The 24,768-nt window shown below is 64.9% G+C and carries 17 protein-coding genes, 1 tRNA gene and 2 pseudogenes; 2 read left to right on the top strand and 18 right to left on the bottom strand.

Going from position 1 to position 24,768, the window contains the following annotated elements; all coding sequences use genetic code 11:
• Positions 1–33: 33 nt before the first annotated feature.
• Positions 34–1,578 carry an IS66 family transposase gene (gene tnpC, locus J4G43_RS26010; RefSeq protein ID WP_224517700.1) on the top strand — a complete coding sequence of 515 codons (1,545 nt, stop codon included), beginning with the start codon at positions 34–36 and terminating at the stop codon, positions 1,576–1,578.
• Here the strand turns inward: tnpC and J4G43_RS26005 are convergent.
• The 10 genes and pseudogenes from J4G43_RS26005 to J4G43_RS25960 form a co-directional block, all read right to left on the bottom strand.
• On the bottom strand, positions 1,502–1,936 hold the full coding sequence (locus J4G43_RS26005) for a hypothetical protein (RefSeq protein WP_225005080.1): 435 nt from the start codon (positions 1,934–1,936) through the stop codon (positions 1,502–1,504). The genes tnpC and J4G43_RS26005 overlap by 77 nt on opposite strands.
• Positions 1,937–2,146: 210 nt before the next feature.
• On the bottom strand, positions 2,147–3,841 hold the full coding sequence (locus J4G43_RS26000; RefSeq protein ID WP_208086734.1) for a flotillin family protein: 1,695 nt from the start codon (positions 3,839–3,841) through the stop codon (positions 2,147–2,149).
• Between the two features lie 23 nt (positions 3,842–3,864).
• Complete coding sequence (locus tag J4G43_RS25995) at positions 3,865–4,524, bottom strand: OB-fold-containig protein (RefSeq protein WP_014495394.1); 660 nt, start codon at positions 4,522–4,524, stop codon at positions 3,865–3,867.
• 10 nt (positions 4,525–4,534) lie between these two features.
• Positions 4,535–5,698 carry a PspA/IM30 family protein gene (locus J4G43_RS25990; RefSeq protein WP_208086733.1) on the bottom strand — a complete coding sequence of 388 codons (1,164 nt, stop codon included), beginning with the start codon at positions 5,696–5,698 and terminating at the stop codon, positions 4,535–4,537.
• A 340-nt stretch (positions 5,699–6,038) separates the two neighbouring features.
• Positions 6,039–6,422: a RidA family protein gene (locus J4G43_RS25985; RefSeq protein WP_208086732.1), complete on the bottom strand. Its 384-nt coding sequence runs from the start codon at positions 6,420–6,422 to the stop codon at positions 6,039–6,041.
• A gap of 14 nt (positions 6,423–6,436) precedes the next feature.
• Positions 6,437–8,766 (bottom strand): annotated as a pseudogene (locus J4G43_RS25980) (acetamidase/formamidase family protein).
• A gap of 256 nt (positions 8,767–9,022) precedes the next feature.
• Positions 9,023–10,264: an acetamidase/formamidase family protein gene (locus J4G43_RS25975; RefSeq protein ID WP_208086731.1), complete on the bottom strand. Its 1,242-nt coding sequence runs from the start codon at positions 10,262–10,264 to the stop codon at positions 9,023–9,025.
• A 43-nt stretch (positions 10,265–10,307) separates the two neighbouring features.
• Entirely contained in the window at positions 10,308–11,930 is a 1,623-nt protein-coding gene (locus J4G43_RS25970; protein WP_208086730.1) for an amino acid ABC transporter permease/ATP-binding protein, read from the bottom strand.
• Positions 11,930–12,847: an ABC transporter substrate-binding protein gene (locus J4G43_RS25965; protein WP_071914115.1), complete on the bottom strand. Its 918-nt coding sequence runs from the start codon at positions 12,845–12,847 to the stop codon at positions 11,930–11,932. The genes J4G43_RS25970 and J4G43_RS25965 overlap by 1 nt, the downstream gene beginning before the upstream one ends.
• A 440-nt stretch (positions 12,848–13,287) precedes the next feature.
• Positions 13,288–13,550, bottom strand: a pseudogene (locus J4G43_RS25960) (hypothetical protein).
• A 262-nt stretch (positions 13,551–13,812) separates the two neighbouring features.
• Here J4G43_RS25960 and J4G43_RS25955 point away from each other — a divergent pair.
• The gene (locus tag J4G43_RS25955; RefSeq protein WP_014495402.1) at positions 13,813–14,007 is read left to right on the top strand and encodes a hypothetical protein; all 195 of its coding nucleotides are present in this window, start codon (positions 13,813–13,815) and stop codon (positions 14,005–14,007) included.
• 81 nt (positions 14,008–14,088) lie between these two features.
• Here J4G43_RS25955 and J4G43_RS25950 read toward each other — a convergent pair whose 3' ends face one another.
• The 8 genes from J4G43_RS25950 to J4G43_RS25915 form a co-directional block, all read right to left on the bottom strand.
• Positions 14,089–14,235, bottom strand: a complete 147-nt coding sequence (locus J4G43_RS25950; RefSeq protein ID WP_008132040.1) for a hypothetical protein — start codon at positions 14,233–14,235, stop codon at positions 14,089–14,091.
• A 190-nt stretch (positions 14,236–14,425) separates the two neighbouring features.
• A tRNA-Cys gene (locus tag J4G43_RS25945) sits at positions 14,426–14,499 on the bottom strand.
• A gap of 56 nt (positions 14,500–14,555) precedes the next feature.
• Entirely contained in the window at positions 14,556–15,317 is a 762-nt protein-coding gene (locus J4G43_RS25940) for an ABC transporter ATP-binding protein (RefSeq protein WP_208086729.1), read from the bottom strand.
• A 7-nt stretch (positions 15,318–15,324) separates the two neighbouring features.
• Entirely contained in the window at positions 15,325–16,170 is an 846-nt protein-coding gene (locus tag J4G43_RS25935; RefSeq protein WP_210387360.1) for an ABC transporter permease, read from the bottom strand.
• A 62-nt stretch (positions 16,171–16,232) separates the two neighbouring features.
• Complete coding sequence (locus tag J4G43_RS25930; protein WP_208086728.1) at positions 16,233–16,967, bottom strand: tRNA-uridine aminocarboxypropyltransferase; 735 nt, start codon at positions 16,965–16,967, stop codon at positions 16,233–16,235.
• A gap of 510 nt (positions 16,968–17,477) precedes the next feature.
• Positions 17,478–18,290, bottom strand: a complete 813-nt coding sequence (locus tag J4G43_RS25925) for a class I SAM-dependent methyltransferase (RefSeq protein WP_208086727.1) — start codon at positions 18,288–18,290, stop codon at positions 17,478–17,480.
• A gap of 213 nt (positions 18,291–18,503) precedes the next feature.
• On the bottom strand, positions 18,504–21,611 hold the full coding sequence (locus J4G43_RS25920) for an efflux RND transporter permease subunit (RefSeq protein WP_208086726.1): 3,108 nt from the start codon (positions 21,609–21,611) through the stop codon (positions 18,504–18,506).
• Positions 21,611–24,760, bottom strand: a complete 3,150-nt coding sequence (locus J4G43_RS25915; RefSeq protein WP_208086725.1) for an efflux RND transporter permease subunit — start codon at positions 24,758–24,760, stop codon at positions 21,611–21,613. Before J4G43_RS25915 ends, J4G43_RS25920 begins: the two co-directional genes overlap by 1 nt.
• Between the last annotated feature and the right edge of the window lie 8 nt (positions 24,761–24,768).

The raw sequence follows: 24,768 nt of genomic DNA, 5'->3' as shown, positions 1-24,768 counted from the left end.
GATGTGCGCGCGCTCTTCCGCGCGCAGGAAGCGATGATTGAAGCCGAGCGTCGTCGCGCAGACGATGAATGCTCGGCGCGCCTTCATGTCGAGAGTGAACTGGCTGCGTCCAAAGAGAGCGTCGAACGCCTCGAACTGCTCGTGAAGGAGTACGAGCGCGCACGTTTCGGTAAACGCTCGGAGAAGTTCAATCCCGATCAGATGCAACTGGTTCTCGAGGACATCGAGATTGCCATCGCCGAAGTCCAGGAACGCCAGGACGATCGTGCGCGCCGCGCCGGCACGGCGCCGTCCAGCCGCCGGACCAGGCGCGCTGCCCGTGCCTTTCCCGCGCACCTGCCGCGCATCGAGCAGGTGATCGAACCCGAGAACCTCGAGTGTCCCTGCGGCTGCGGCCGGATGGTCCAGATCGGCGAGGATCGCTCCCGCCGTCTCGATGTCATGGCCGCCCAGTATCGTGTGATCGAGACGGTGCGACCGCGCTACGCCTGCGCAAAGGGCTGCACCGGTGTTGCTCAGGCGCCGGCGCCCGCCCATCTCGTGGAGGGTGGCATCCCCACCGAGGCGCTGCTGGCGCAGGTGGCGGTCGCCAAGTTCAGCGAGCACATGCCACTCTATCGTCAGTCGCAGGTTCTGGCTCGGCATGGCATCTTCATCGATCGCGCCGTTCTGGCAGACTGGATGGGAACGGTCGCCTTCCACCTCGCGCCGCTGGTCGAGCGCATGAGCGTCGTGATGAAGCAATCGGGCCGCTTGTTCATAGACGAGACCAGGGCGCCTGTGCTCGATCCGGGCCGGGGCCGAACGAAGACCGGCTATCTGTGGGCTGTCCTGCGCGACGATCGCGGCCACGGCGGCGCTGATCCACCAATCGTGGTCTACCACTACGCGCCAGGACGCGGTGGTGACCATGCTGAGCGCATCCTCGAGGGCTTCGACGGCATCCTTCAGGTCGACGGATACCAGGGCTATCATCGGCTCGCACGGCCCAAGCGCAAAGGCGGCGTGCCGCTGCGGCTGGCCGCATGTTGGTCCCACTCAAGGCGCAAGATCATCGCAGCGACTCCGAAAGCCGGCTCACCCATCGCCGAAGCCGTTCTCGCGCGCATCGCCGCACTCTATGCGATCGAGAAGGAGATCCGTGGCGCCGACGCCCCGGCTCGGCAAACGACCCGTAACGAGCGATCACGGCCGCTCGTCGCTGAACTCGAGAGGTTTCTGCGCGAGCAAGCCGCTCGCCTGTCGCCGGGCAGCGAGATGGGCAAGGCGATCGCCTATCTCCTGAACCATTGGGATGGCCTCACCTTGTTTCTCGACGATGGTTGCGTTGAGATGGACACCAATCCCGTCGAAAATCAAATCAGGCCGCTGACTCTGACGCGTAAAAATAGTTTATTTGCTGGTCACGACGAAGGTGGTCGTTCATGGGCGCGCATAGCTTCGCTCATCGCCACCTGCAAAATCAACAGCGTGGAGCCCTACGTCTGGATGAAAGCGACGCTCAAAGCGATCGCAACCGGTCACCCGCAGTCCCGGATCGACGAGCTCCTGCCCTGGTCGTTCGGCCGCACCTCGTAATTCTCCGTCGTTGCCGCCTCCATACCCCCCGCCAACGATTTGCAAACACGTTGATCAACAGACTGCAATCCCCACGCCAAACCTTTGCGAGTGGGACGCGAACGTCGCTTACGATGTTCCAGACACATCCCTCGTCGTCCTCCTCGAACTCGACATAGGTGCTCGCCTGGTTCTGCAAAACCTTGTCGAGCTCGTTCTCCCATTCGTCCAGGCCGTCGTCCGGCGCGTTGAAGCCCAGGAATTTGATGGCATAGCCGGTCTCGTTGACGACGGTGACGTTGCGGGCGTCGGCCGCGAACGACGCCGTAGCGGCGATCGCAAGACTGATCGCGATCAGTCCGGACAGAAAATACTTCATGTGAAATTCCCCCGATCGAAAGAGGCTCCGGTGCCTGACGTCGATCCGCGCAGGCACCGCGGCAACAAATGGTGTTGCCTCGAAGAATTCACCCGGAGCGCGATCGAGTGGTTCAACACGCGATCGATCGACGCTTCGGAGCGTGCGCGACGCGAGACGCGCACGGGCAGTTCATATCGATTCGAATTCTCCGCAGCAATGAACCGGCGTTCATAGATCGGCGGTGTTTGTTTTCTCCGGTGCGGGCGCCGGCACTGCGGCGCCGTTGCTCTTTCCCGTCACGGCGCCGACCAGCGCTTTCACGGGATCCTCGCCCGGCGCAAACCCGCTCTGGCGCAGGATCTCGTCGATCATCGGACGCAGCGCATGCACCTTGAGGAGCTCGCCCGCAAGCCCTTCGCCGAAGCCGACATTGCCGCCGCCTGTGCCATTGCCGCCGAACGCGCCGCCGGTGTGCAGGATGCGGACGTCCTTGAGATTGCCGATCGGCTTGACCATCTCGGCCAGCGCTGAGGGCATGGTCTCGATCCGCTTCTTGGCGAGCTCGAAGTCGATGACGTTGGCGCCGAGTTTGTTCTGCGCCTCGTTCTTGAGCGTGATGATTGCGGCTTCGGCCTCGCCGATATTCCTGACGCCGACAGCCTTGATCTTGTTGGACTCGGCTTCCGCGGTGGCCAGCGTCTTGACGGCCTCGGCGCGATCGAGCGAGGCCTTCTTTTCGGCTTCGGCCGCGACGATCAGCTCGGTCGACTTGCGCTCGGCCTCGGTGCGCGCGGCGAGCACCTGGGTGAGACGGGCACGGTCGGCGACCTCGACCGCGCGGGCGGTCACGACCTTTTCCTCCGCGGAAACGGCGAGCGCCTCGGCGGTCTTGGCCTCGGCGACGGCTTCCGAGGTCTGCTTGCTCTTGGCCGCGATCTGGATCTCGTTCTCCTGCGTGGCGATCTGGATCTCGCGCTGCGCGTCGGTCTTGCGCTTGTTGATGGCGAGATCCGACTCGATGACCGCGGTTTCCTTGACCTGCTTGGCGCCGGCCTCCTCCTCGGCGACGGCGCGGTCGGTATCGATGCGGGCGTTCTCCTCGGTCAGACGCGCGGTCTGGGTCGCGGTTGCGACTTCAGCGCGGGTGCTCGCGGTCTTGTTGGCGATGTCGCGCTCCTGGGAGAGCTCGGCCTCCTTCTTGGTGCGCTCGATGGTCAGGGTCTGCTGCCGCGCCTCGAGGTCCTTTTGCGCAATCGCCACCTCGTTGTCGCGCACGATCGAGTTGCGGTCGCGCCGGCGCGTCTCGGTAACGGTCTTGAGCTGGGTCAGACCATCGGCGTCAAAGAAGTTCTCCGGGTTGAAGAATTTGACGTCGGTCTGGTCGAGCTTGGTCAGCGACACCGATTCAAGCTCGAGACCGTTGGATTTTACGTCCGATTCCACGGTCGCCTGCACATGCTTGACGAAGTCGCTGCGCTTCTCCTGCAACTCCAGGATGGACATGGTGGCCGCCACTGAACGCAGGCCGTCGACGAATTTTGCCTCGACCTGGTTGCGCAGGGCTTCGGCGTCATTCGTCAGCGCGCCCAGCGTCTGGCTCGCGAGCGCAATGCTCTCATCGTCAGGACGGACGCGCACGTAGAACTCGGCGACGATGTCGACGCGCAGGCGGTCCTTGGTGATCAGGGACTCCCGCTCCTTGCGCTCGACGGTGAGCCGCAGGGTCTTCAGATTGACGCTGGCGTAGGAGTGGAAGATCGGCAGGATCATGGCGCCGCCGTCGAGCACGACCTTCTTGCCGCCGAGGCCGGTGCGCACGAAGGCCTCGTCGCGGGTGGCGCGCTTGTAGAGGATGGTGAAGACGATCCCGAGGACGACGATCAGCGCGACGCCGATCATGGCCGGGACTGCGATATCGAACATGACTTTCTCCGATAAATGACTTGTCAGCTGCTTAGAGTCGGCTTGGAAGGTTTGAGTTCATCGTCGGCCTTCACCGCGACGAAGCGGGTGCCGGCGCGATCGACCAGCAGGACCATGGTTCCCTGCGGCAGCGGCGATGATGACGGTGCGGCGACCGCCCAGACGAAATGGCGGTTGCCGTGGATGTCGGCGACGCTGACGCGGCCGGGCGGCCCCTGATCGAGCGGGCCGATCACGACCTCGCCGACGCGGCCGACGAGATCGCCGAGGCCGACGGCATAGCTTTCATCCTTGGGAATGACCCGCGCGATGCCCCTGCTTGCGGCGCGGACCAGCGGAATCGAGACGGCGACCGCCCCGACCGAGGCGAGCGTTGCCGGCAAGGGACCCGCCACCATCCGCGCGATGTCCTGGATCAGGAAGCCGGTGATGGAGAACGCGCCGAGCAGCAACAGCAGGAAGATCAAGAGCGGCACGCCGCCGACATTGATCCAGGAGATGGCGTTGATCACGCCATTGTCGCTGGGGTGACCAAAATCGATGTTGGTGCCGAGCATCTCGCTCAGCGAGGCCCCGACCAGCATCGAGACCACCTCGATCGAGCCGACGATGAGGATCATGGCCGCCGCGATCGCGAACGGCCTGACCTCCGGCGACATCACGTGTTCGAGCAGAGCGCTCATGACACATTACTCAGGAGCGCGACTTTAACCGCGCCAGCCTCGCTGCAATCTCCTTGTCGCGATGCAACGTGCTGAGCTCGTCGATGTCGCTTGAATACGGGATCGCTGCCGGAACGCCGGTGGCGCGCGCCACCGCCCTGCCCGCGCGCAAGGCCTTCGCTGCCGCCGTGGCACCACCGGACTTCCGGGGCGACGCCGAGGCCTGATGGCTTGCGTGAGCCTCGCTCTTTTCGAGATCGGCGCGGCGCTGCTCGGCATCTTGCAATGCTGACAGCACGGCGCGCAGCGAGGTCACGCACTGTTCGATCTTCTCGTTGTTCTCGTCGATGGCCCGGGAAAGCACCTCGAACTGCGCCTCGAGGTCCATCTGTCGTGCGATGCCGGCGCGTGCGAGATCGTCCCGGCTATCAGCAATCGCACCTTCGATCTTGGGCGCAAGATCGGTCATCTCGCGTTCGATCTCGGTGCGGCGCGCGTTGAGACGGTATTCCTCGGCGCGCGCGGCCGCGAGCGCATCGCGCGCTTCACTCTCCGCGCGCTCGATCTCGCGGATGGCTTGGCCAACCACGTTCAGCTTGTTCTTCCCCTCCGCCTGCTCGATCGCGTCATAGGCGATCCCGGCGATCAGGCGCCCGACCCGGGACAGGAAGTTGTCGGGGGCGGCAGCGATGGTATCCATAGCGTTCTCCTCCTCTGGCAGATTGTTCGGCGTGACGCCGTAGTGAACTTCGAAACCGTCGTCGGTGCGGATGAGGTGCGCGGGCGCGCTCTGCCCCCAACCCTCGGCATAGCCGGCATAGTCGAAGGGAACGCTGAAGCGCCCTTCCACGGTTGCAATCGAAATGGTGGCGGGGCCCTTGATCTTGGCGAGCTTGTCGTCGAGCGGCAGGCGGCGGCCCTGCGCGGCGCGATAATCGGCGCGGTCGCGCAGGCCCAGCGTCACCAGCCGCGACGGCAGTGCGGTTTCTTTCCGGATCGGCTCATAGGCATGGGCATGGAGCAGGACGACGTTGGAGCCGACGTTATGGCTCCGCGCCACCTCGTCCAGGATCTCCATCATGCGGTCATAGGCTTGGAACGTCGCCTCAAGCGCGGCCTTGGCGGCCGGGTCAGGGGCAAGCCTGTAACGCAGCGCGGACGGCGCGTTTCGGGGCGACGGGCTCATGGAAAGCACTAAAGCACCATTTTGGTGCTTTAGGAAGAGGAAGTACGATCACGTTCCCCTGACCCTCATGCACTCTGTGGGTTAGTCGTCGGCCGCAGGCGACGCGTTCAAGGCGGTTGATCATCCCTAGATCACGGCCGATCAAGACTTCTTGCACGCGCGGGTTGCAATGTAAGACGAAGTGGAGGGAGCGTTTGGCGACTGCCGCTCTCGTGTCCCGGCCGCGTTGCAACGTGGAACGTTGCGGCGCCAAGCCGGGACCCGGAAAGCCGCACCGTAGCTGTGGCATGGGCCCCGGCTCTGCTGCGCATCAGTTCGTGCCGCAGCGTCCGGGCTGCGAAAGCCGAGCTCACGGCCGCCGGCACACCAGGTCGATCTCGATCAGCGCATCATAGGCGAGCCCGGTGACGCCGACACACGTGCGAGCCGGCAGGCGATCCGGCGGAAAGAAGCTGCGATAGGTCTCGTTCATTGAGGCGTAGTCTTCCTTGAAACGCGTCAGATAGATCCGCGTCATCACGACGTGCTCGAGGCCGAGATCGAGGCCGGCGAGCACCACCTTCAAATTCTCCATCACGGCCCGCGTCTGTGCCTCTATGCCGTCCGGCAGCACACCCGGCGCCTGCGGCGTGTCCGGCATCTGGCCGGTGACGAAGACAAACCCGTCGGTCTCGACGGCGTGGCTGAAGGGCGCGACCGGCTTCGGTCCGCCGCTGATCATGTGGAATTTCACTTGAGATGTCCTTGTTAAGTCGCGTCCCGAAACAGGCGCTTGCTGAGGATGGCGTGCACGCCCCAATTGCCGTCGACGACCTGGGTGACGCCGAAATCGACGGCGGCCGACATCAGCGCGATCGCCTCGTCTTCGCTGAGGCCCTTCACGTTCATCAGGAAGCGCCGCATTTTCCGGAACGCATCCTTCATGGCGAGGTCGAGCGAGGATTTTGTGTAGACTTCGCTTTGGCCCTGCGCGCCGAACTCAGCGAGATAGTTGGGATGGCTGAAGCCGGTCAGCACCCAGTCGGTCTCGGTCTCGATCAGGGGATAAGAGAGATCGGCAAAGGGCCGGCCTGCAAGATCGGCCTTCTTGTGCAGGATCACCTCGAACGTCCCCGTCATCGAGCATTCGATCGCCGTGCCGCTGAGTTCGCCGTCGCCTTGCGTGGCGTGGGAATCGCCGACCGAGAGCAGCGCGCCGGGCACCGAAACCGGAAGATAGACGGTAGACCCCTTCCCCAGCCGCCAATTGTCGAGATTGCCGCCGAAATAGGACGGCGGCACGGAGTCGACGAAATCGACCTCGCGCGGCGCCACCGCGATCACGCCGAAATGCGGCCTCAGGGGAATGCGGATGCCATCGAGTACGGCATGCCGGCGCTTCACCGTGGCCGGCGCGACGGGGACGCCGGGATAGTCGTAGGTGGCGTGCACGACGCCGAAGGGGTCGGTCTGCGGCTCCCAGCGATAGGAATAAAGCGCCCGGGCGTGCGGCTCCTCTGGATCGTCGAAGATCTCGTAGATGGTGACGACCTCGCGCGGCATGGGACCGCCGAGAAACTCGTTGTAGTGATAGCCCCACCAAGCCGCGACCGAGGAGCCGAACACGCGGCCGGCATGGTTCGGATTGCGGTCGCGCGCGGCACGATGTCGAGGATGCGCACCTCCAGCACGTCGCCGGGCTGGGCATCCTTCACCGCGACCGGCCCCGTGCAGATGTGCACGCCAAATCCTTCGCCGGCGCCGCGGCCGAACACGCTGGCATCCATCGGGCCGGCGCCGCGGCGGTCAACGTTCTTGTTGTCGGCAGTCCAGCCGAACACGCTTTCGGCGCCGGCATCGCCAGCAATCATCAGGTCCGGCGCGTCGGAGGCGTGCTGCGTCAGCGTCTCGATGGTGATGGTGTCGCCCGAGGCGATCTCGATTTGCGGCGATAGCGAGCGGCTGAAATAACCCCAGTGGACGCGGCTGGCCTCGACCGGGAGATGGTGATGCCTGCGTTCCGTGGTCGTCCGCTCCTCGGTGCCGGCACACGCAACGGTGCTGCGTGCTTCGACGCTCGAATGCACGCGGAGCTGCGCCAGCGCCTCCTGCGGCCAGCCGCGCTGGCCGGCAATGCCGTGCTGCAAGGTCGCCCGCTCCGCCTCCTGCTGACGAAACTCGCGGGGCGGCAGGCCGAAGCGATGACGGAAGGCACGACTGAAATGTGCGGAATCGCCAAAGCCGTAGGCGTAGGCGATCTCCGAGATCGAACGATGCGCCTCGGTCGGATTGGACAGATCGGCCCAGGCACGCTGGAGCCGGCGCTCCCGGACGTAATGGGTGAAATTGTCGCCGACCGTCTCGAACAGCTTTTGCAGATAGCGCTCGGAAATTCCCTGGGTCTGCGCGACGCGCGCCGGCACAAGTTCGGGATCGTCGAGCCGGCGCTCGATGGTCTGGCAGATCCGATGCAACAGCGCTGCCTGCGTCGCACTCGATCCGGCATCGGACGTCGAGGCCGCCAGTTGATGTGCGAGCGTCAGGAGCAGATCAACGAGCGACTGCGCGACCGAATTCCATTCGGCATCGCTCAGCGTGTCGAGCGTGCGCGCGGTCGCATCCAGCAGACGCGAGAACACATCGGCAAAGCCGCTGGGTGAAACCACGCGGGGCTCGCCGAGCCGCGGCTTGCCCGAGAGGCGTCCGTGCAGCGCTTCCGAGGTCACCGACAGCACGATGGCCCGCATGTCACGCTGGAACACGATGCTCCAGTCCCCGCTCCGTGGTAGCAGCACGAGATGGCCGACCGGAACGATGCGGTGGCCGTCGGCACTCTTCAGCACCATGCCGTCCTCGACCGGCATCAGCGCGATCGCAATATCTTCGTTGGATTGCGAGAGCGGACTGATGGTCTGCGCGGCCGCGGCCATCCGTGTCAGCGCGACACCCGCGGCATTGCGGTGCGATGCGGTTGCGTGTCCGTCAAAGAAGGAATGACCGGTCGCCGGTTGCAGACCGACCGCCGCCAGCACGTCCCGCCAGGCTTCGGGGCGGTCGTCTTGCGCGTAGGACTCGCTCGTGAACGGCCGGAAGCTCATCGGATCAACCCAGATTGCAGTTGATCGAAGCAACCTCTGTGCCAGACGAACGCGGTCATCCGTCGCAGCAACGGGCCGCAAATGACGTTCGGTGGTCAAGCGTTCATCCGGGAAATGGAATTTCCTTCAGAGTGTTAGCGCCCAATTGCTGCATCAAGCACGCTGCGTAGCCCGGATGGAGCGAAGCGTAATCCGGGAATCGGGCCGCCATCGACGCTGTCCCGGATTGCGCTTCGCTCCATCCGGGCTACCCCCGTCAATCGCATCGAAAGATGTTCTTGCGAATCGTGCCGTGGACGCCCCAATTGGCGTCGACGACCTGGGTGACGCCGAAATCGGCGCCGACCGACAGCAGCGAGATCGCCTCGTCCTCGCTGAGACCGTGCACGGTCATCAGGAACCGCCGGAGTTTTCTGAACGCATCGCGCATCGCACGGTCGAGGCTCGAGTGATTGGCAATCTCGGTTTGTGCGTCGGCGCCGAGCGCGGCGAGATAGTTCGGATAGGTGAAGCCGTAGAACGACCAGGCGTGATCGGTCTCCAGCATCGGATGGTCGAGGCCCTCCAGATTGGTGCCGGCCAGATCAGCCTTCTTGTGCAGGATGAACTCGAAATCGCCGGTGAGCGAGGTCTCGATTGCGGTGCCGCCGAGCTCGCTGTCGCCTTGCGCGGCGTGGGGATCGCCGACCGAGAAATAGGCGCCGGGGACCGCGACCGGATAGAACATCCGCGCGCCCTTGCCGATGCGCCAGTCGTCGATGTTGCCGCCGGTGTAGCTCGGTGGAATCGAGCTGACGAAGTCGGCTTCCGAGGGCGCGAGGCCCATGGTGCCGAAATGCAATCGCGCGGGCACCCTCACGCTCGACAGAATGTTTTCGCGCTTACTGACGGTGGCGTGATCGACGCGCACGCCGGGATAGTCGATGGTGGGATGCACGATGCCGTCGGGGTCGGTCTGCGGCGTCCAGACGTAGTTGTAGACCGCTTTCGCATAAGGCTCGCCCGAGGTGTCGAGCTCGAAGATGGTGACGACCTCGCGCGGCTTCGGCTCTTCGATCAAATCGTGATAGTGAAAGCCCCAATTGGCCGCGACGTTGGAGCCGAAGCAGCGGCCGGCATGGCAGGCGCTGCAGCTCGGTCGCGGCCGGATGTCGAGGATGCGCACTTCCAGGATATCGCCGGGCTCGGCACCTTCAATCGCGACGGGACCAGTGAGGAGATGCACGCCGATCCCCTCGCCTGCGCCGCGGATGAACGGACCTTCGGTCGGGCCCGAGCCGCGGCGCGCCACCGCCTTGTGCTCGCGCGTCCACTGGAACACGCTCTCGGCACCGGGATCGCCCTGGATCATGCGCTCGTAATCGTCATTGGCATGATGGGTCAGCGTCTCGATGGTGGCGCGATCCCCGGAGCGCAATGTCAGGGCCGGCGTCACCTTCTTGGAGAAATAGCCCCAGTGGACGGTCTTCGGCGAAACCGGCAGCGTGAAATGCTTCATGAGGTGGCCTCTTCGGGAGTCTTGAACCTTACGAAGGCAGCGCTCATTGCACGGCCTCCGGAGCCTTGTCGGCTTCCATCACGCTGAGGAAACGCGCCGTCAGCGGATTGCGGGGATTGGTGAGTACCTCGTGCGCCGGTCCCTCCTCGATGATGGTGCCGCCGCTCAGGAAAGCGACGCGGTCGGCGACTTCATCGGCAAAGCGGATCTGGTGCGTCGAGATGATCATGGTGAGACCGTCGTCGATGGCGAGCCGCCGGATCACTTCCAGTACCTCGTTGACGAGCTCGGGATCGAGCGCCGAGGTCGGCTCGTCCAAGAGCAGCACGCTTGGATTGGGCGCCAGCGCGCGGGCGATGGCGACGCGCTGCTGCTGGCCGCCGGAGAGATGTCGCGGCAGCGCGTCGGCGCGATGCGAGAGACCAACACGGTCGAGCAGCTCCGTGGCGCGACGGTCGGCGTCGATGCGGGGCATACCGTGGACCCAGCGCAAAGGCCCGGCGATGTTTTCGCGTGCCGACAGATGGGCGAACAAATTGAACTGCTGGAACACCATGCCGACACCGACGGTTGCCCGCTCGTTGGCGATCGCCCGCGGTGACAGCAACTTGCCGTCGTCGTCAAAGCCGAGGCGGCGGCCGCCGACGCGCACGGTGCCTCCGTCCCAGCTTTCGAGATGGTTGATGCAGCGGAGCAGCGTGCTCTTGCCCGAGCCGCTGGGGCCGAGCAGCGCGACCACTTCGCCGACGCGAACGGTCAGATCGAGGCCGCCGAGCACCTTTTGCGTGCCATAGCTCTTGGTGAGGTCCTTAGTCTCGACCGCGATGTTGTTGCGCGCGATCGTCGCGGAACGCCGCGTGCGCTCCTCTCTGGTCAGAGCAAGCGGCGGCGTGTCGGTCAGCTCTGCCTGCACGGGTTCGGGATCGGCGACGGTCGTCCCCGCAAGCTCCAGCTTGGTGCCGAGATCGACGCGACGCCAGGGCAGATAGTCGGCGAGCTTGCGCTTCCGTCCCTTGGCGCGATCGAGATCGAGCAGCCATTCGACGAACAACTGGATGATGCTGATGGCGAAGGTCAGCACGAGATACAAAAGACCCGAGGCGAAGAAGATCGAGAAGAAGTCGAAGGTCGAGGACGCCAACTGGGTCGAGCGCAAGGTCAGCTCCTGGACCGCGACGACGGACGCCAGCGAGGAATTCTTCAGCGCACTCACCGCCTCGTTGCCAAACGCAGGAATCATGGTGCGGATCGCCTGCGGCGCGATCACCCGCCACATCAAGATCCGCGGCGTCATGCCGAGCGCCTGGCCGGCCGTCACCTGCCCGCGGTCGACGCCGAGCACACCGGCGCGCAGCATCTCTGCGATGAACGGCGCCTCGTTGCAGGCGAGCGCGAGACCGGCGGCCAGCACCGCCGGCAGCTTGATGCCGATATGCGGCAGCGCGTCGTAGGCGAACACCATCTGGAGGATCAGCGGCGTGCCGCGGAAGATCACGGTGTAGGCCCTGGCGATCGCCGCCAGGGGCCAGAAGCGCGAGAGCTGCATGCCGGCGAGGATCAATCCGAGGATCAATCCGCCACCGAGCCCGAGGGCAGTCACCTCGAGGGTGAGCTCGATGCCCTCGAGCAGATACGGCATGCTCAGGTAATGGAGGAACAGCGACATCAGTCAGCCGTCAGAATGTCCGGTTCCTTGAAGTTGTTCACATCGAGCCCGTGCTTCTTCAGAAGCTCCATATGCGTGCCGGCCTTCTGCACCTCGATCAGTGCGGCCAGCACGGCGTCGCGGAATTTCGGCTTGTCCTTCGGGACGGCGATGCCGACCGAATACGGGATTGTCACCGCGACCGCCTTCTCCAGCTTGTCCGGATAGGCCTTCACCGCACTGTCGACGGTATTGACGTCGTTGATGTAGGTGTCGGCGCGGCCGGCCAGGATCGCCTGGATGCAGTTGGCGTTGTTGTCGTAGAGCTGGATTGTCGGCTCGGCCTTGCCGGCCTTCTTGCATTCCGGGATCAGGGCCTGGATCAGGGGCACCTCGACATAGCCGGTGTTTTCGGCGGCCGCCGTGCCGCACATCGACATGTTGATGCCGTTGATGCCCTTCGGATTGCCCTTGGCGACCAGCACGCCGTCGAACACTTTCGAGTAGGTGATGAAGTCGGCGGCCTTGGCGCGCTCCTTGGTGGCGTAGATGTCGGAGATGACGATGTCCGCCTGGCCGGCAGCGAGTGTTGTGAGGAGTGCTGCGAACGTCACCGGCTTGTAGGTCAGCTTGAAGCCGAGGCATTCGCCGATGGCTTCGCCAAGATCGATGTCGAAGCCGATATATTTGCTGGGATCCTTCGGGTCGATCGTTTCATAGCCCGGCGTGTGCGGGTTGATCGCGTTGACGAGGGTCTTGCCCTTCCAGTCCGGATATTTCTCCTGGAGCGCGGCGCAGGCGGCGGGCGCGGCGGCCTGCGCGCTCAACGGTGCCGCGGCGACGAAGCCGAAAGCGATGGTGGCGCCGAGCGCGACCTTGCGCCATGGCAATGATGCGCGTGCGATCCCCCGTGCATGGGGCAATACCCGTGTCTCCATCTCCAGCTCCTTCGAATTGTCATGGCACTGGCCATGTTCCAGATCTCGGGAACGAGCCTAGGTGGAGTGCGGACGGGAAAGCTTGTCCGCGGGCGTACAAAAAATTGGATGAATGGGGCCCGCGAATTGGGCAGCCCGCTGCACAAAAACTGTTCGTGCGTCAGGTGTCCTGCGGCACGCAATTCCGAATTCGGGAGAACCAAATGATCTCGCGCGACGCAATAATCTGGGCGGTCGGAGAATCAATCAGTCAGGATATTTGACAGAGATATGACGTTTGCTGACGGAAATGAGGCGCGGGGCAGACGCATCTGTGGACGACATCCACAGCATCTCACCGCTTTCCACAGCCTGTCCGCAGCATATCCACAGGCCGACTATGCCGGATTCGCGAGACCGCACGAGCCACTTGCTGCGCACAAACCCACAGGGCGGCTATGTCAGCCGCCGGCCTGGTCGAAGACGGTGCGGCAAGCCTCGCTCAAGCTTGAGCGGTTACGGCGCAGACAGGCCGTGATGGCGCGACGTTGGGGATCTCGCCGGCGCAGAGCCGATAGACGTCGGGGGTGCAGGCCCGGCGCTGCTCGGGCGTTCCCTGCTGCGCATTGGCGGCGGAGGCAAACAGCGCCAGGAACAGCCCGACCGTCGAGGCGCGGCGCGACCGTCTCTTCGCACCCGCAAACCGCAAGAACCTTGCCTTCATGACCAAGTCTCCCGTCTGCCTTGCCCGCTCCCGGCCTTCGCTGGCCGGTGTCGTGCCGAGGGGTAGGAGAAATAAATCGCGGGGGATGTGATCTCTTTCACACTGAGGCCGGACGGGAGGAACGTACGGTTCCGCGGGGATTTTAAGGAATCGCTAACCAATCGGAGCCCGATCGCCGGATCGCTAAAATGCGAACGATCGGCTCAATCGGGTAACAAACCGGCTTTGCGACATTGCGCCATCCGCGTTCTGCGAGGGTGCGATGAGCGAAGCCGAATTCAACTTGCTGCTGGATGCCGTCCGGGACGCCATGGTCTATCAAGATTTCGCGCCCGAGCCGGAGGAGGAATTCGTGCCCCGCTCGTGGTCGTACGTCGCAACGCCCAAAGCCGCCAATGACAATGAGGGCGCCTGGCCCCTTCTGCCGTTTCCGGACGGCTGGTACGCGGCCGGTTGAGGCCACTTTCAACGTCAACCGATGCGCCCGCTCCCGCGGGCGTTTTGCTATCGGCCATGCGCCGGAACGGCGCGGCGCCGATCAGGTCTTGACCCGCTCCTCGCCGTCCTGCGGCGCCCGGTCGGGTGCGGCCGGCGGAAAGATGCTGTCATAGATCGCACGGGCCTCGCGAATGAGGCGAGCCCGCTCCAGCTCGGATTTCGGGACAAATCGGACGACGTCGCTCACGTGCTCTCCAGCTCCAGGGGTTCGTGACGCATCACTTCGCAGATGCGAAGTCTATGCCATCGGGCCTGAATCGCTGGTGTCCGCCAAGCCCCGGGCAAACCCGGTGTGCATGGCCTGGCAGGCCTCAATCGCGCGTTCGGCGGAACGCGCGGTGAGTGCAAATTTGTGATGAAATATCAGGAGGTTGTTATGGAGGCCACGACCAGAATTGAACTGGTGTACACGGTTTTGCAGACCGTTGCGTAACCACTCCGCCACGTGGCCCCGTAAGGGCGGAGCAATATAGGGGATCAATGGCTTAGGCAACCCCGACCGGGCGTTTACGCCTTGGCCCCGCCGGGGCCGGCGAGATATTTCGCAAGAATCGCATCGGTCGGGCCGGCCGCGGTGATCCGCCCCTCCTCCAGCAGGATCGCGCGGTTACAGGTGCTCTGGATCAGCTCGATGTCGTGGGAGGCCAGCACCAAGATGCCCGCACGGGCCACGATCTCGTCGAGCCGCTGCCGCGCCTTCCGGCGGAATTGCTGGTCGCCGACGCCGATCCATTCGTCCAGCAGCACGATCTCGCCTTCCACGGCGGTTGCGACCGCGAAGATCAGCCGCAGCATCATGCCGCTGGAATAGGTCCGCAGCGGCAGGTCGAGCCTGTCACCGAGCTCGGTGAACTCGGCGATCTCCGCCCCCCGCGCATCGATCTCGGAGCGCCGCGCGCCGATTACGAGCCCGCGGCGCACGATGTTCTCGTAGCCCGTGGCCTCCTCGTCGAAGCCGGCCGACAGATCGAACAGCGACAGGCAGCGGCCAAGTACGTCCACGCTGCCCGCGGTCGGATGATAGATGCCGGCGAGCACCCGGAGCAGCGTGGTCTTGCCTGCGCCGTTGGCGCCGATGATGGCGACGCGGTCGCCGGCGCGGATGTCGAGACTGACGTCGTTGAGCGCGGAGACGATGTGCGGCACCGCTGGTGTCCGGCGCAGCGTCACCGCGGTGACGAACCGGCTGCGCAGCGAACGGTCGCGGAACGACAGCACCGGAAAGTTGACCGAAACGTTGCGAAGCACGATGTGGGCAGCAAGGCTCATGCGCGCGTCACAGCCAATACGCCACGCGGTGGCGGTATTTTGCGTAGCAGCCGAAGGCGATGACGGCTACGACGATCGCATAGATCGCCCCGAGCAGCCATTGGACAGGATCGGTCGGCTGCGACAGCAGCGGCCTGCGCACGAGGTCGAGCAGCGTCGCGAACGGATTGGCGCGGATCAGCCAGTCGAACGCGGTGCCGCGCAGGGCGTCCTCGGTCCAGATGATCGGCGTCAGGAAGAAGATGAATTGCAGGCCGCTGACGATCCCCGTGCCGATATCGCGAAAGCGCGCGCAGAGCATGCCGAGCGCGATCGATCCGCCGAGCAGAACGATGAGCAGAATCGCAAAGCCGGGCACCGCGAGCAGCATGCTCCCATGCAGCGGCCAGGGCATCACGATGTAGAGCAGCGCCACGATCACGAGATGATGCGCGAAGATGAGCACGTTGCGCGCGATCATCTGGAGCACATGCACGATCAGCGGCGCCGGCACGGCCTTGATCAGGTGACCGGACGCCACGAAGATGCTTGAGCCTTCCTGGAGCGTCGTCGCGATCAGGGTCCAGACGATCAGGCCGACGGCGAAGGGCGGCAGGAAACCGGCGATGTCCTGCTTGAACAGTGCGGCGTAGACCGTGCCGACACTTGCGATTGTTGCTGCCAGCGTCAGCGTGATCCAGAGCGGGCCGATCACGGTGCGCCGGTAACGCAGCGAGATGTCCATCAGCGCGAGCGTGCCCCACCGATCGGGCCGCGCCGCCTGTGCAAGGATTTCCTTTGCTGCGGCCTGAATGCGACTGCCCCTTCCGCTTCCGGCTTTCCGATGCTGCGAAGATAACAGTTCGCGGCCCATCGGCCGATCGTCTCTACCCGCCCGTCTCGCGCGGGGCAATCAACGGAGGATTTGAGCGCGAGTCAGCTGCGCTTGCTGCGCCGGACACCGCGCCGGCGGTCCTTGACCGGCGGTTTTGGCGCCAATTCCGGCATTTCGGCCTGAACCTCGCGGTAGCGCGTCAACATCCGTTCAAAACTGGCATTGAGCGTCTCGGCGATATCGGGGCGCTTCTCAAGACTGGCCAGGATGGTCGCGGCCGCCTCGATGCTCGACAGCCCGTCTTTCCGCGGCTCCTTGCGCAGGCGTCCGTATCGGGAGGGATGCGCCGGGTTGAGGATCACGCGCTGGCATTTGAGCATCCAGGGATTGCGCCACCACAGCGCCTTGGCCTGGCTCCAGGTGCCGTCGAGCAGCACCACGCCTTCGAGCTTGCCGAGGATCGCGCGCTGGTTGTCCGCGACCTCGCCCTTGCGGTTGAGCGCCAGGATTTCGCCCTCGGCCTCCAGATCGGCCGCGCGCGCCGAGCCGAGATAGAGCACGGCCCAGTGCGAGGCGTTCTCGACCGGCCGCGCCAGCGCCTTGGACAGGCTCGGCCAGGACAGGCCGACCCGCACCGTGGCATCGGCAAAGTGCTTGGCAAGCAGCCGCGCGGTGCCGAGCGCCCTGTCCTGCTCCTGCGGATGCTGGAGGATCAGGAGCGAGAGCCGGTTCTTGATGGGCGTGACACTGTCGCAGATGCACAGCGGCATCGGCTTCTGGCAGTGCGGGCATTCGGGGATGGGATCGGCCGGCGCGGCGGCTGTGGGGTTCGACATGGTCGCCGCTATACGCTTGAAGCGGCGGTTCAACAACTCTCTTGCGGGGAGTGGCGCCGCCATAACCCCGAACCTCGGCACACGACAAAAAGACCGCCCGAAGGCGGTCTCGTTGCGCCGGTATGTCGAATGCGTCGACCGCTCTGCTAGACCGGCGTTCCGGCAGCGTCTCTCCAATCCACAGTACCATTCGCGGCCACGTTGGCGACCCAAATCGGCTTGCTGAGGTCGGTGTCGTAGAACTGAGCACCTACGTCGACATGGGCTTTGGGGCGAGGATTGGGAGGCGATGGTCATGAAGTGTGGTGGTCAGGCCGTAATACACGCATCAGTTGATCGCCGAATGACGTTATCGCTCGGACTTGGTGACGTCTTGGAGGGTACGATCTTTCTACAAGGCGCCTGCGTTGCGTGACGTTCCGCGCTCGAAGGCCTCTCGTCCCGTGCGCTCTTTCGTCTTCGCAATGAGGTGTACGGCGGCTTGAGCCCGACGTGACTTGGCTGTCGGGCTCACGGCACGGGGCGTTTGCGCATGAACGCCGTCAACACCGTCTTGAACGGAGCCGGCGTGCAGTGCTGAACCGCTAGCAACAGCGAATAGAGCAGCTTCGATCCGAAATAGTAGGCCGGCTCCGCGTCCCACGGGATCACATACAGATCGTATCGGGAGGCGGGAAAATGCCGTTTGAACGCGCTGGCAGTGTTCAGCCGATAGACGGCCGGGAAGACATCCTCGCCCTTGCGGTCGTCCTGGGCCGACTGGATGATGCGGGCATGCAACCGGTCGGGGATCATCCGGTTGGCGAGTGCGATGTATCCATAGCGGTTGGGCGTTCGCGCGCAGATCCAGCCGCCCGGCTTGAGCACGCGGTCGAGTTCACGGGCGGCTCTGGCAGGATCCTGGAGATGCTCGAACACGAAATCCGATACGATCACGTCGATGGAGTGATCGGCGATCGGTAGCTCTCCATCGGGTGTGATCACGAACGCCCGATCCAGCGCCTTGTTGGTCGTGACAGCCGGGTCGACATCCACCCCGACGAGCTCGCGCACCCGTCCCTTCAACGACCGCAGACTGCGCCGGTAGGCAACCGAATCCTCGCTCTGGCCGGCGCCTCGTCCGGCGCCAAAGTCCAGCACGACGGAATCCGGTCCAACCAAGGCCCCGACCCGCTGCCAGAACTGAATCGTGCCATCGACCCGAGAGAATCCACCCGCCGCAATCTCCGGGAAAAAGTGCGATCCGACGGTATTAGCCATTTGGCCAATCACTCCAAGACACCACGAGCCAGCCGATTTCCGCTCGCCCGCAAGGATTCCCAAGCACGTCACACGTTCTCGGGGCGGGATTCCGTTCGAATGCAACAGCTTCGGGCGGCGCGACGAGCGAAGGCTGCGCCCGTCTCCGTTCTGTAACGAGCTTTGTTGACAGAAATGAGAACTAGCAGCTTTTATGAATACAGATGTTAATTTGATAACATCAAATGTTAGGGGATCGAGCCGACTGACGGTGTCGGAACGTGCGCGATACTTCGCCTATTCCGCGGGCGCGGCGAGCGGACGCGGCTCGGAACGGCGGCGCAGGCGGTCGATCAGCAGGTAGATCACGGGCGTCGTGTAGAGCGTCAGGATCTGCGAGACGAACAGGCCGCCGATGATGGTGATGCCGAGCGGACGCCGCAGCTCCGTGCCGGGGCCGGTGGCGATGACCAGCGGAATGCCGGCGAACAGCGCCGCCATGGTCGTCATCAGGATCGGGCGGAAGCGCGCCTGGCAGGCCTCGAAGATCGCCTCCGCCGAGGACAGGCCGCGCTGGCGCTCGGCGTCGAGCGCGAAGTCCACCATCATGATGCCGTTCTTCTTGACGATGCCGATCAACAGGATGATGCCGACGAAGGCGATCACCGTCAGCGGCGTGTTGGTGAGCTGCAAGGCGAGCAGCGCGCCGAGCCCGGCGGATGGCAGCGTCGAGATGATCGTCAGCGGATGGGCGAGGCTCTCATAGAGCACGCCGAGGACGATATACATCGCCACCAGCGCGCCGAGGATCAGCAGCGGCTGGCGGCCGCTGGTCCTGGCGAAATCGCCCGCGTTGCCGTCAAAACTGCCGCGAATGCCTTCCGGCATGTGCAGCTCCTCGATCGCGCGCTGTACGTTCTGGGTCGCGGTCTGGAGCGGCACGTCCGGCATCAGGTTGAACGACACCGTGGTCGAGGGAAACCCCTGCGAATGATAGACCGCCAGCGCAGCGAGCCCGCGCGTCGCGTGTACCACGGCCGACAGCGGCACCTGCGCGTCATTGGCACCGGCGACATAGATGCGATCGAGGTTGGATGGGTCGACCTGGAATTTCGGGTCGATCTCCAGCACGGTCATATACTGGTTGCGCTGAGTGTAGATGATCCCGATCTGCCGCTGCGAAAATGCGTTGTTGAGCGCGTTGTCGATGTCCTGGACCTTGACGCCGAGCGCCGAGGCCTTCTGGCGGTCGATCGAGAGCGTGAGTTGGAGCCCGCCGGGATCGCGGTCGCTCGAAATATCGGTGATGCCCTCGACGCTCGCCATGCGCTTGGCCACGATCGGCGCCCACTTCTGGAGCAGGCTGAGGTCGGTGCTGGTCAGTGTGTACTGGTAGTCGGAATCGCTCTGCCGTCCGCCGGCGCGGACGTCCTGGGCGGCGAACATGAACAGGCGGATGCCGGGCACCGGGTACAGGGCGCGCCTGAGACGGTCGATCACGACCTGCGTCGAGACGTGGTCGCGCTCCTCCGGCGGCTTCAGGCTGATGAACATGGTGCCGCGGTTCGAGGTCGCAGCCCCCGGTCCCCCGCCTCCGCTGCCGACGGTCGAGCCGATCCCGGCCACGGCCGGATCCTGCATCACGATGTCGGCGAGCCGCTGCTGCAGGCCGAGCATGGACTGGAACGAGATGTCGGCCGAGGCGCGCGTCGCGCCGATGACGAAGCCGGAATCGTCGGTCGGGAAATAGCCCTTGGGAACCTTGATGTAGAGCGTCACCGTGAGGCCGATGGTGGCGAAGAACACCAGCAGCGTCAGCAGCGGATATTGCAGCACGGTGCGCAAGCTGCGGGCGTAAAACGCGACCACGCGCGACAGCGAGCCTTCGATCAGCCGATCGAACAGCGTCGCGGTGCCGGACGTGGTCTGCCGGATGTAATGGGCGCAGATCATCGGCGTGACCGTCAGCGACACCAGCGTCGAGACCAGGATCGCGAAGGTCAGCGTCAGCGAGAACTCGCGCAGCAGGCGGCCGACGATGCCGTCCATGAAGATCAACGGCGTGAAAGCCGCGATCAGCGACAGGCTGATCGAGACCACGGTGAACCCGATCTGCCGTGCGCCTACCAGGGCCGCCTGGAGCGGCCGCATGCCATGTTCGAGATTGCGGTACATGTTCTCGATCATGACGATGGCGTCGTCGACCACGAAGCCGACCGAGATCGCCAGCGCCATCAGCGACAGATTGTCGATCGAGAAGCCCGCGACCCACATCCCGGCGCAGGTTCCGGCCAGCGCCAGCGGCACGGAGATGCCGGCCGCGATCGTCGGTGTCAGCCGCCGCAGGAACACGAACACCACGACCATCACGAGGACGGCGGTTGCCAGCAACGTCCACTGCATGTCGAGCACGCTGGCGCGGATCGTGCTGGTGCGATCGACCAGCGTGGAAATATCGACACCCGCCGGGATCCATTGCTTCAGCGCCGGGATCAGCGCCTTCACCCGGTCGACGGTGTCGATGACGTTGGCGTCGCCCTGCTTGGTGATCTGGATCAGCACCGCCGGCTGCTTGTTGAACCAGGCGATCGAGCGAGCATTGCGGACGGAGTCCTCGATGTCGGCGACGTCGGACAGCCGGACGAAATTGCCGTTCGAGCTCTTGATGATAATGTCGCGGAACTCTTTCGCCGTCCGCATCTGCTTGTTCAGCGACAGCGTCTCGCTCTGGCGCTCGCCGTTGAAGATGCCGACGGGACCAAGCGGGTTGGCGTTGATGATCGCGGTCCTGACGTCGTCGGTGGCGATGCCGGCGTTGGACAGTGCGACGGGGTTGAGCTGCACGCGCACCGCCGGCTGGTCGGCGCCGCTCACCGTCACGTCACCGACACCAGGCACCTGCGAGATGCGCTGCGCGAGCACGGTATCGGCGACGTCGTAGATCGCGCTGGCCGACAGCGTCTTCGAGGTCAGCGCCAGCACGAAAACAGGCGCGCCGGCCGTGTTCGCCTTGCGGAAGCGCGGCAGCGTCGGCAGGTCGCTCGGCAGGTCGATCAGCGCGGCGTTGATCGCCGCCTGCACGTCGCGCGCGGCCTTGTCGATGTTGCGGCCGATGTCGAACTGGAGCTGGATGCTGGTCGTGCCGAGCGACGACGTCGAGGTGATCTGGTTGATGCCCGCGATCTCGCCGAGCCGGCGCTCCAATGGCGAGGCCACCGTCGCCGCCATGACGGACGGGTCGGCGCCCGGCCGGCTGGCCGACACGAAGATGGCGGGGAAGTCGACGTTCGGGACCGAGGCGACGGGAAGGAACTCGTAGGCGACGACACCCAGCAGGAACAACCCGATCGACAGCAGCGTGGTCGCGACCGGCCGGCGGATGAACGGCTCCGAGATCGATGCCATCACTGCATCCCCTCGGTCGCGCCCGCGACCGGCGGGCCGTCGGATTCAGCCGGTGGCAGCGCCTGCTCGAGGCGTCGGTTGATGCGGTCGAGCGCCAGGTAGATCACGGGCGTGGTGTAGAGCGTCAGCAGTTGGCTCAGCAGCAGGCCGCCGATGATGGAGATGCCGAGCGGAAAGCGCAGCTCGGCGCCGGTGCCGCTCTCGATTGCGAGCGGCAGCGCGCCGAACAGCGCCGCCAGCGTCGTCATCATGATCGGACGGAAGCGCAAGAGACAGGCCTGCACGATCGCCTCGTTCGGCGACATCCCCTGCCGGCGCTCGGCCTCGAGCGCGAAGTCGATCATCATGATCGCGTTCTTCTTGACGATGCCCATCAGCAGGATAATGCCGATCAGGCCGATCACCGAGAGGTCCTGCCCGCACAGCATCAGCGCCAGGATCGCGCCGACGCCGGCCGAGGGCAGCGTCGACAGGATGGTGATCGGGTGGATGTAGCTCTCATAGAGCACGCCCAGCACGATGTAGATCGTGATCACGGCGGCGAGCAGCAGCCAGGGCTGGCCGGCGAGCGCCTTGGCGAATTCGGCGGCGTCGCCGGCATAGACGCCGACGATGCTGTTGGGCATCTCGATCCGGGTCTCGATCGTCTTCACCGCCTCGACGGCGTCGCCGAGCGCGGCGCCCGGGGCGAGGTTGAAGCTGAGCGAGATCGACGGGAACTGCGCCTGGTGCGAGATCGCGAGCGGCGCCGTGGTGCGCTTCAGCGTCGCCACGGCCGAGAGCGGCACCTGGGCGTTGGGCGCGCCCACGATGCTGCTCGCCGCGCCCGGGAGATACAGCTTCGACAGGATCGAGGGATCGCGCTGGTACATCGGCAGCGCCTCCAGCACCACGCGGTACTGGTTGGCCTGGCCGTAGATTGTCGAGATCTGCCGCTGCGCGAACGCATCGTTGAGCGTGTCGGTGATTCCTTGCAGACTCACGCCGAGCTGTCCGGCCCGGGTCCGGTCCACATCGAGCTGCGCCCGCAGGCCGCCCTCCTGCGCCTCCGAGGAGACGTCGCGGAACAGCGGATCGCGCCGCATCTCGGCAACAAGCTTGCGCGCCCATTCCGACACCAGCGTCGCATCGGTCCCGGTCAGCGTGTACTGGTACTGCGAACGGCTCGACTGGGTCGAGATCTGCACGTCCTGCACCGGCTGGAAATAGACGGTCATGCCGGGGATGGCCGACACCCGTTCCTTCAGCCGGGTCACGACCGCGCTGACGTCGTCGCGCCGCTCGCCGCGCGGCTTCAAGGTCATGACCAGGCGCCCGACATTGGTGGTCGGGTTGACCGAGCCCGCCCCGATCACCGAGACCACGCCGACCACATCAGGATCGGCCTTGATGGCATCGGCCGCCTCGGCCTGACGCTTCTGCATCTCGGCGAACGACACGTCGGGTCCCGCCTCCGTCACCGCCGTGATCGAGGCGGTGTCCTGAAGCGGCAGAAAGCCCTTTGGCGCGACGACGTAGAGGACGAGGGTCGCGACCAGGGTCGCAAATGTCACGAGCAGCGTGGCGCGCTGGCGTTCCAGGACCCAGAGCAGCGTCCGGTGATAGAACTCGACGGTGCTATCGATGAAGCGGCTGATCGCGGCCAATCCCGGCACCGCCAGTTCCTCATGGGCGTGCTTGAGCAGCCGCGAGCACATCATCGGCGTCAGCGTCAGCGAGACCACGGCCGAGGTCACGACCGCGATCGTCAGCGTCAGCGCGAATTCGCGGAACATGCGCCCGACGAGGCCGGACATGAACAGCAGCGGGATGAACACCGCGATCAACGACACCGTCAGCGAGATCACGGTGAAGCCGATTTCGCTGGCCCCCTTCAGCGAGGCCTCCATCGCGCTATCGCCGTTCTCCATGTGGCGGACGATGTTCTCGATCATGACGATGGCGTCGTCGACGACGAAGCCGGTGCCGATGGTGAGCGCCATCAGCGACAGATTGTCGAGGCTGAAGCCGGCGAAATACATGATGCCGAAGCTGGTGATCAGCGACAGCGGCAGCGCGACGCCCGCGATCAGCGTGGCCCGCAGCGAGCGCAGGAACAGCAGCACCACCAGCGTCACCAAGACGACGCTGAGGATCAGGGTGAACTGCACGTCGCGGACCGAGGCGCGGATCGTGACGGTGCGGTCGGAGACGATGGTGAGGTTCACGCCGGCCGGAATGGCGCGCTGGACTTTTGGGATTTCCGCCCGGATCTGGCTGACGACATCAATGACGTTGGCGCCGGGCTGGCGCTGGATGTCGATGATGACCGCCGGCGTGCCCTGGTACCAGCCGCCGGTGCGGTCGTTCTCGAGGCCATCCACGATCTGCGCGACGTCGCCGATCGTGACCGGGGAGCCGTTGCGGTAGGCGATGATAACAGGCTTGTAGGCGTCGGCGGCGGCGATCTGGTCGTTGGCGGCGATGAGGTAGGATTGCTGCGCGCCGTCGAGCGAGCCTTTTGGCCCGGAGACGTTGGCATTGGAGATCGCGGTGCGCAGATCCTCCATGGCGATGCCATAGGCGGCAAGGCGCGCCAGATCCGCCTGGATGCGCACGGCCGGCTTCAGCCCACCTAGCACCGAGACCCGGCCGACGCCGGAGATCTGGCTCAGCCGCTGCGCCAGAAGCGTGTCGGCGATGTCGCTCATCGCCCGCAGCGAGATCGTGTCGGAGCGAAGCGCCAGGGTCATCACCGGTGCGTCCGCCGGGTTCACCTTGGCGTAGGTCGGCGGATAAGGCAGCGTCTTGGGCAGCACGCCGGCCGCCGCGTTGATCGCGGCCTGCACGTCCTGGGTCGCGCCGTCGATGTCGCGGTTGAGATCGAACTGGAGCGAGATCTGGCTGACGCCGAACGAGCTCGTCGAGTTCATCGCCGTCAGCGACGGGATCTGGCCGAGCTGCCGTTCCAGCGGCGCGGTGATCAGCGAGGCGATCACGTCGGGGCTCGCGCCCGGAAGCTGCGTCGACACCTGCACGGTCGGGAAATCGACCTGCGGCAGCGCCGAGACCGGCAGCGAGAAATAGCCGAGCGCGCCCCCGATCAGCAGGGCGATGCCGAGCAGCGAGGTCGCGATCGGGCGGCGGATGAAGGGTTCGGAGACGCCCATGGGATATG

Origin of the sequence: Bradyrhizobium barranii subsp. barranii, from assembly GCF_017565645.3 — a bacterium.
GTDB classification, from domain to species: Bacteria; Pseudomonadota; Alphaproteobacteria; order Rhizobiales; family Xanthobacteraceae; genus Bradyrhizobium; species Bradyrhizobium barranii.
This window is presented reverse-complemented; position numbering and strand designations above follow the sequence as displayed.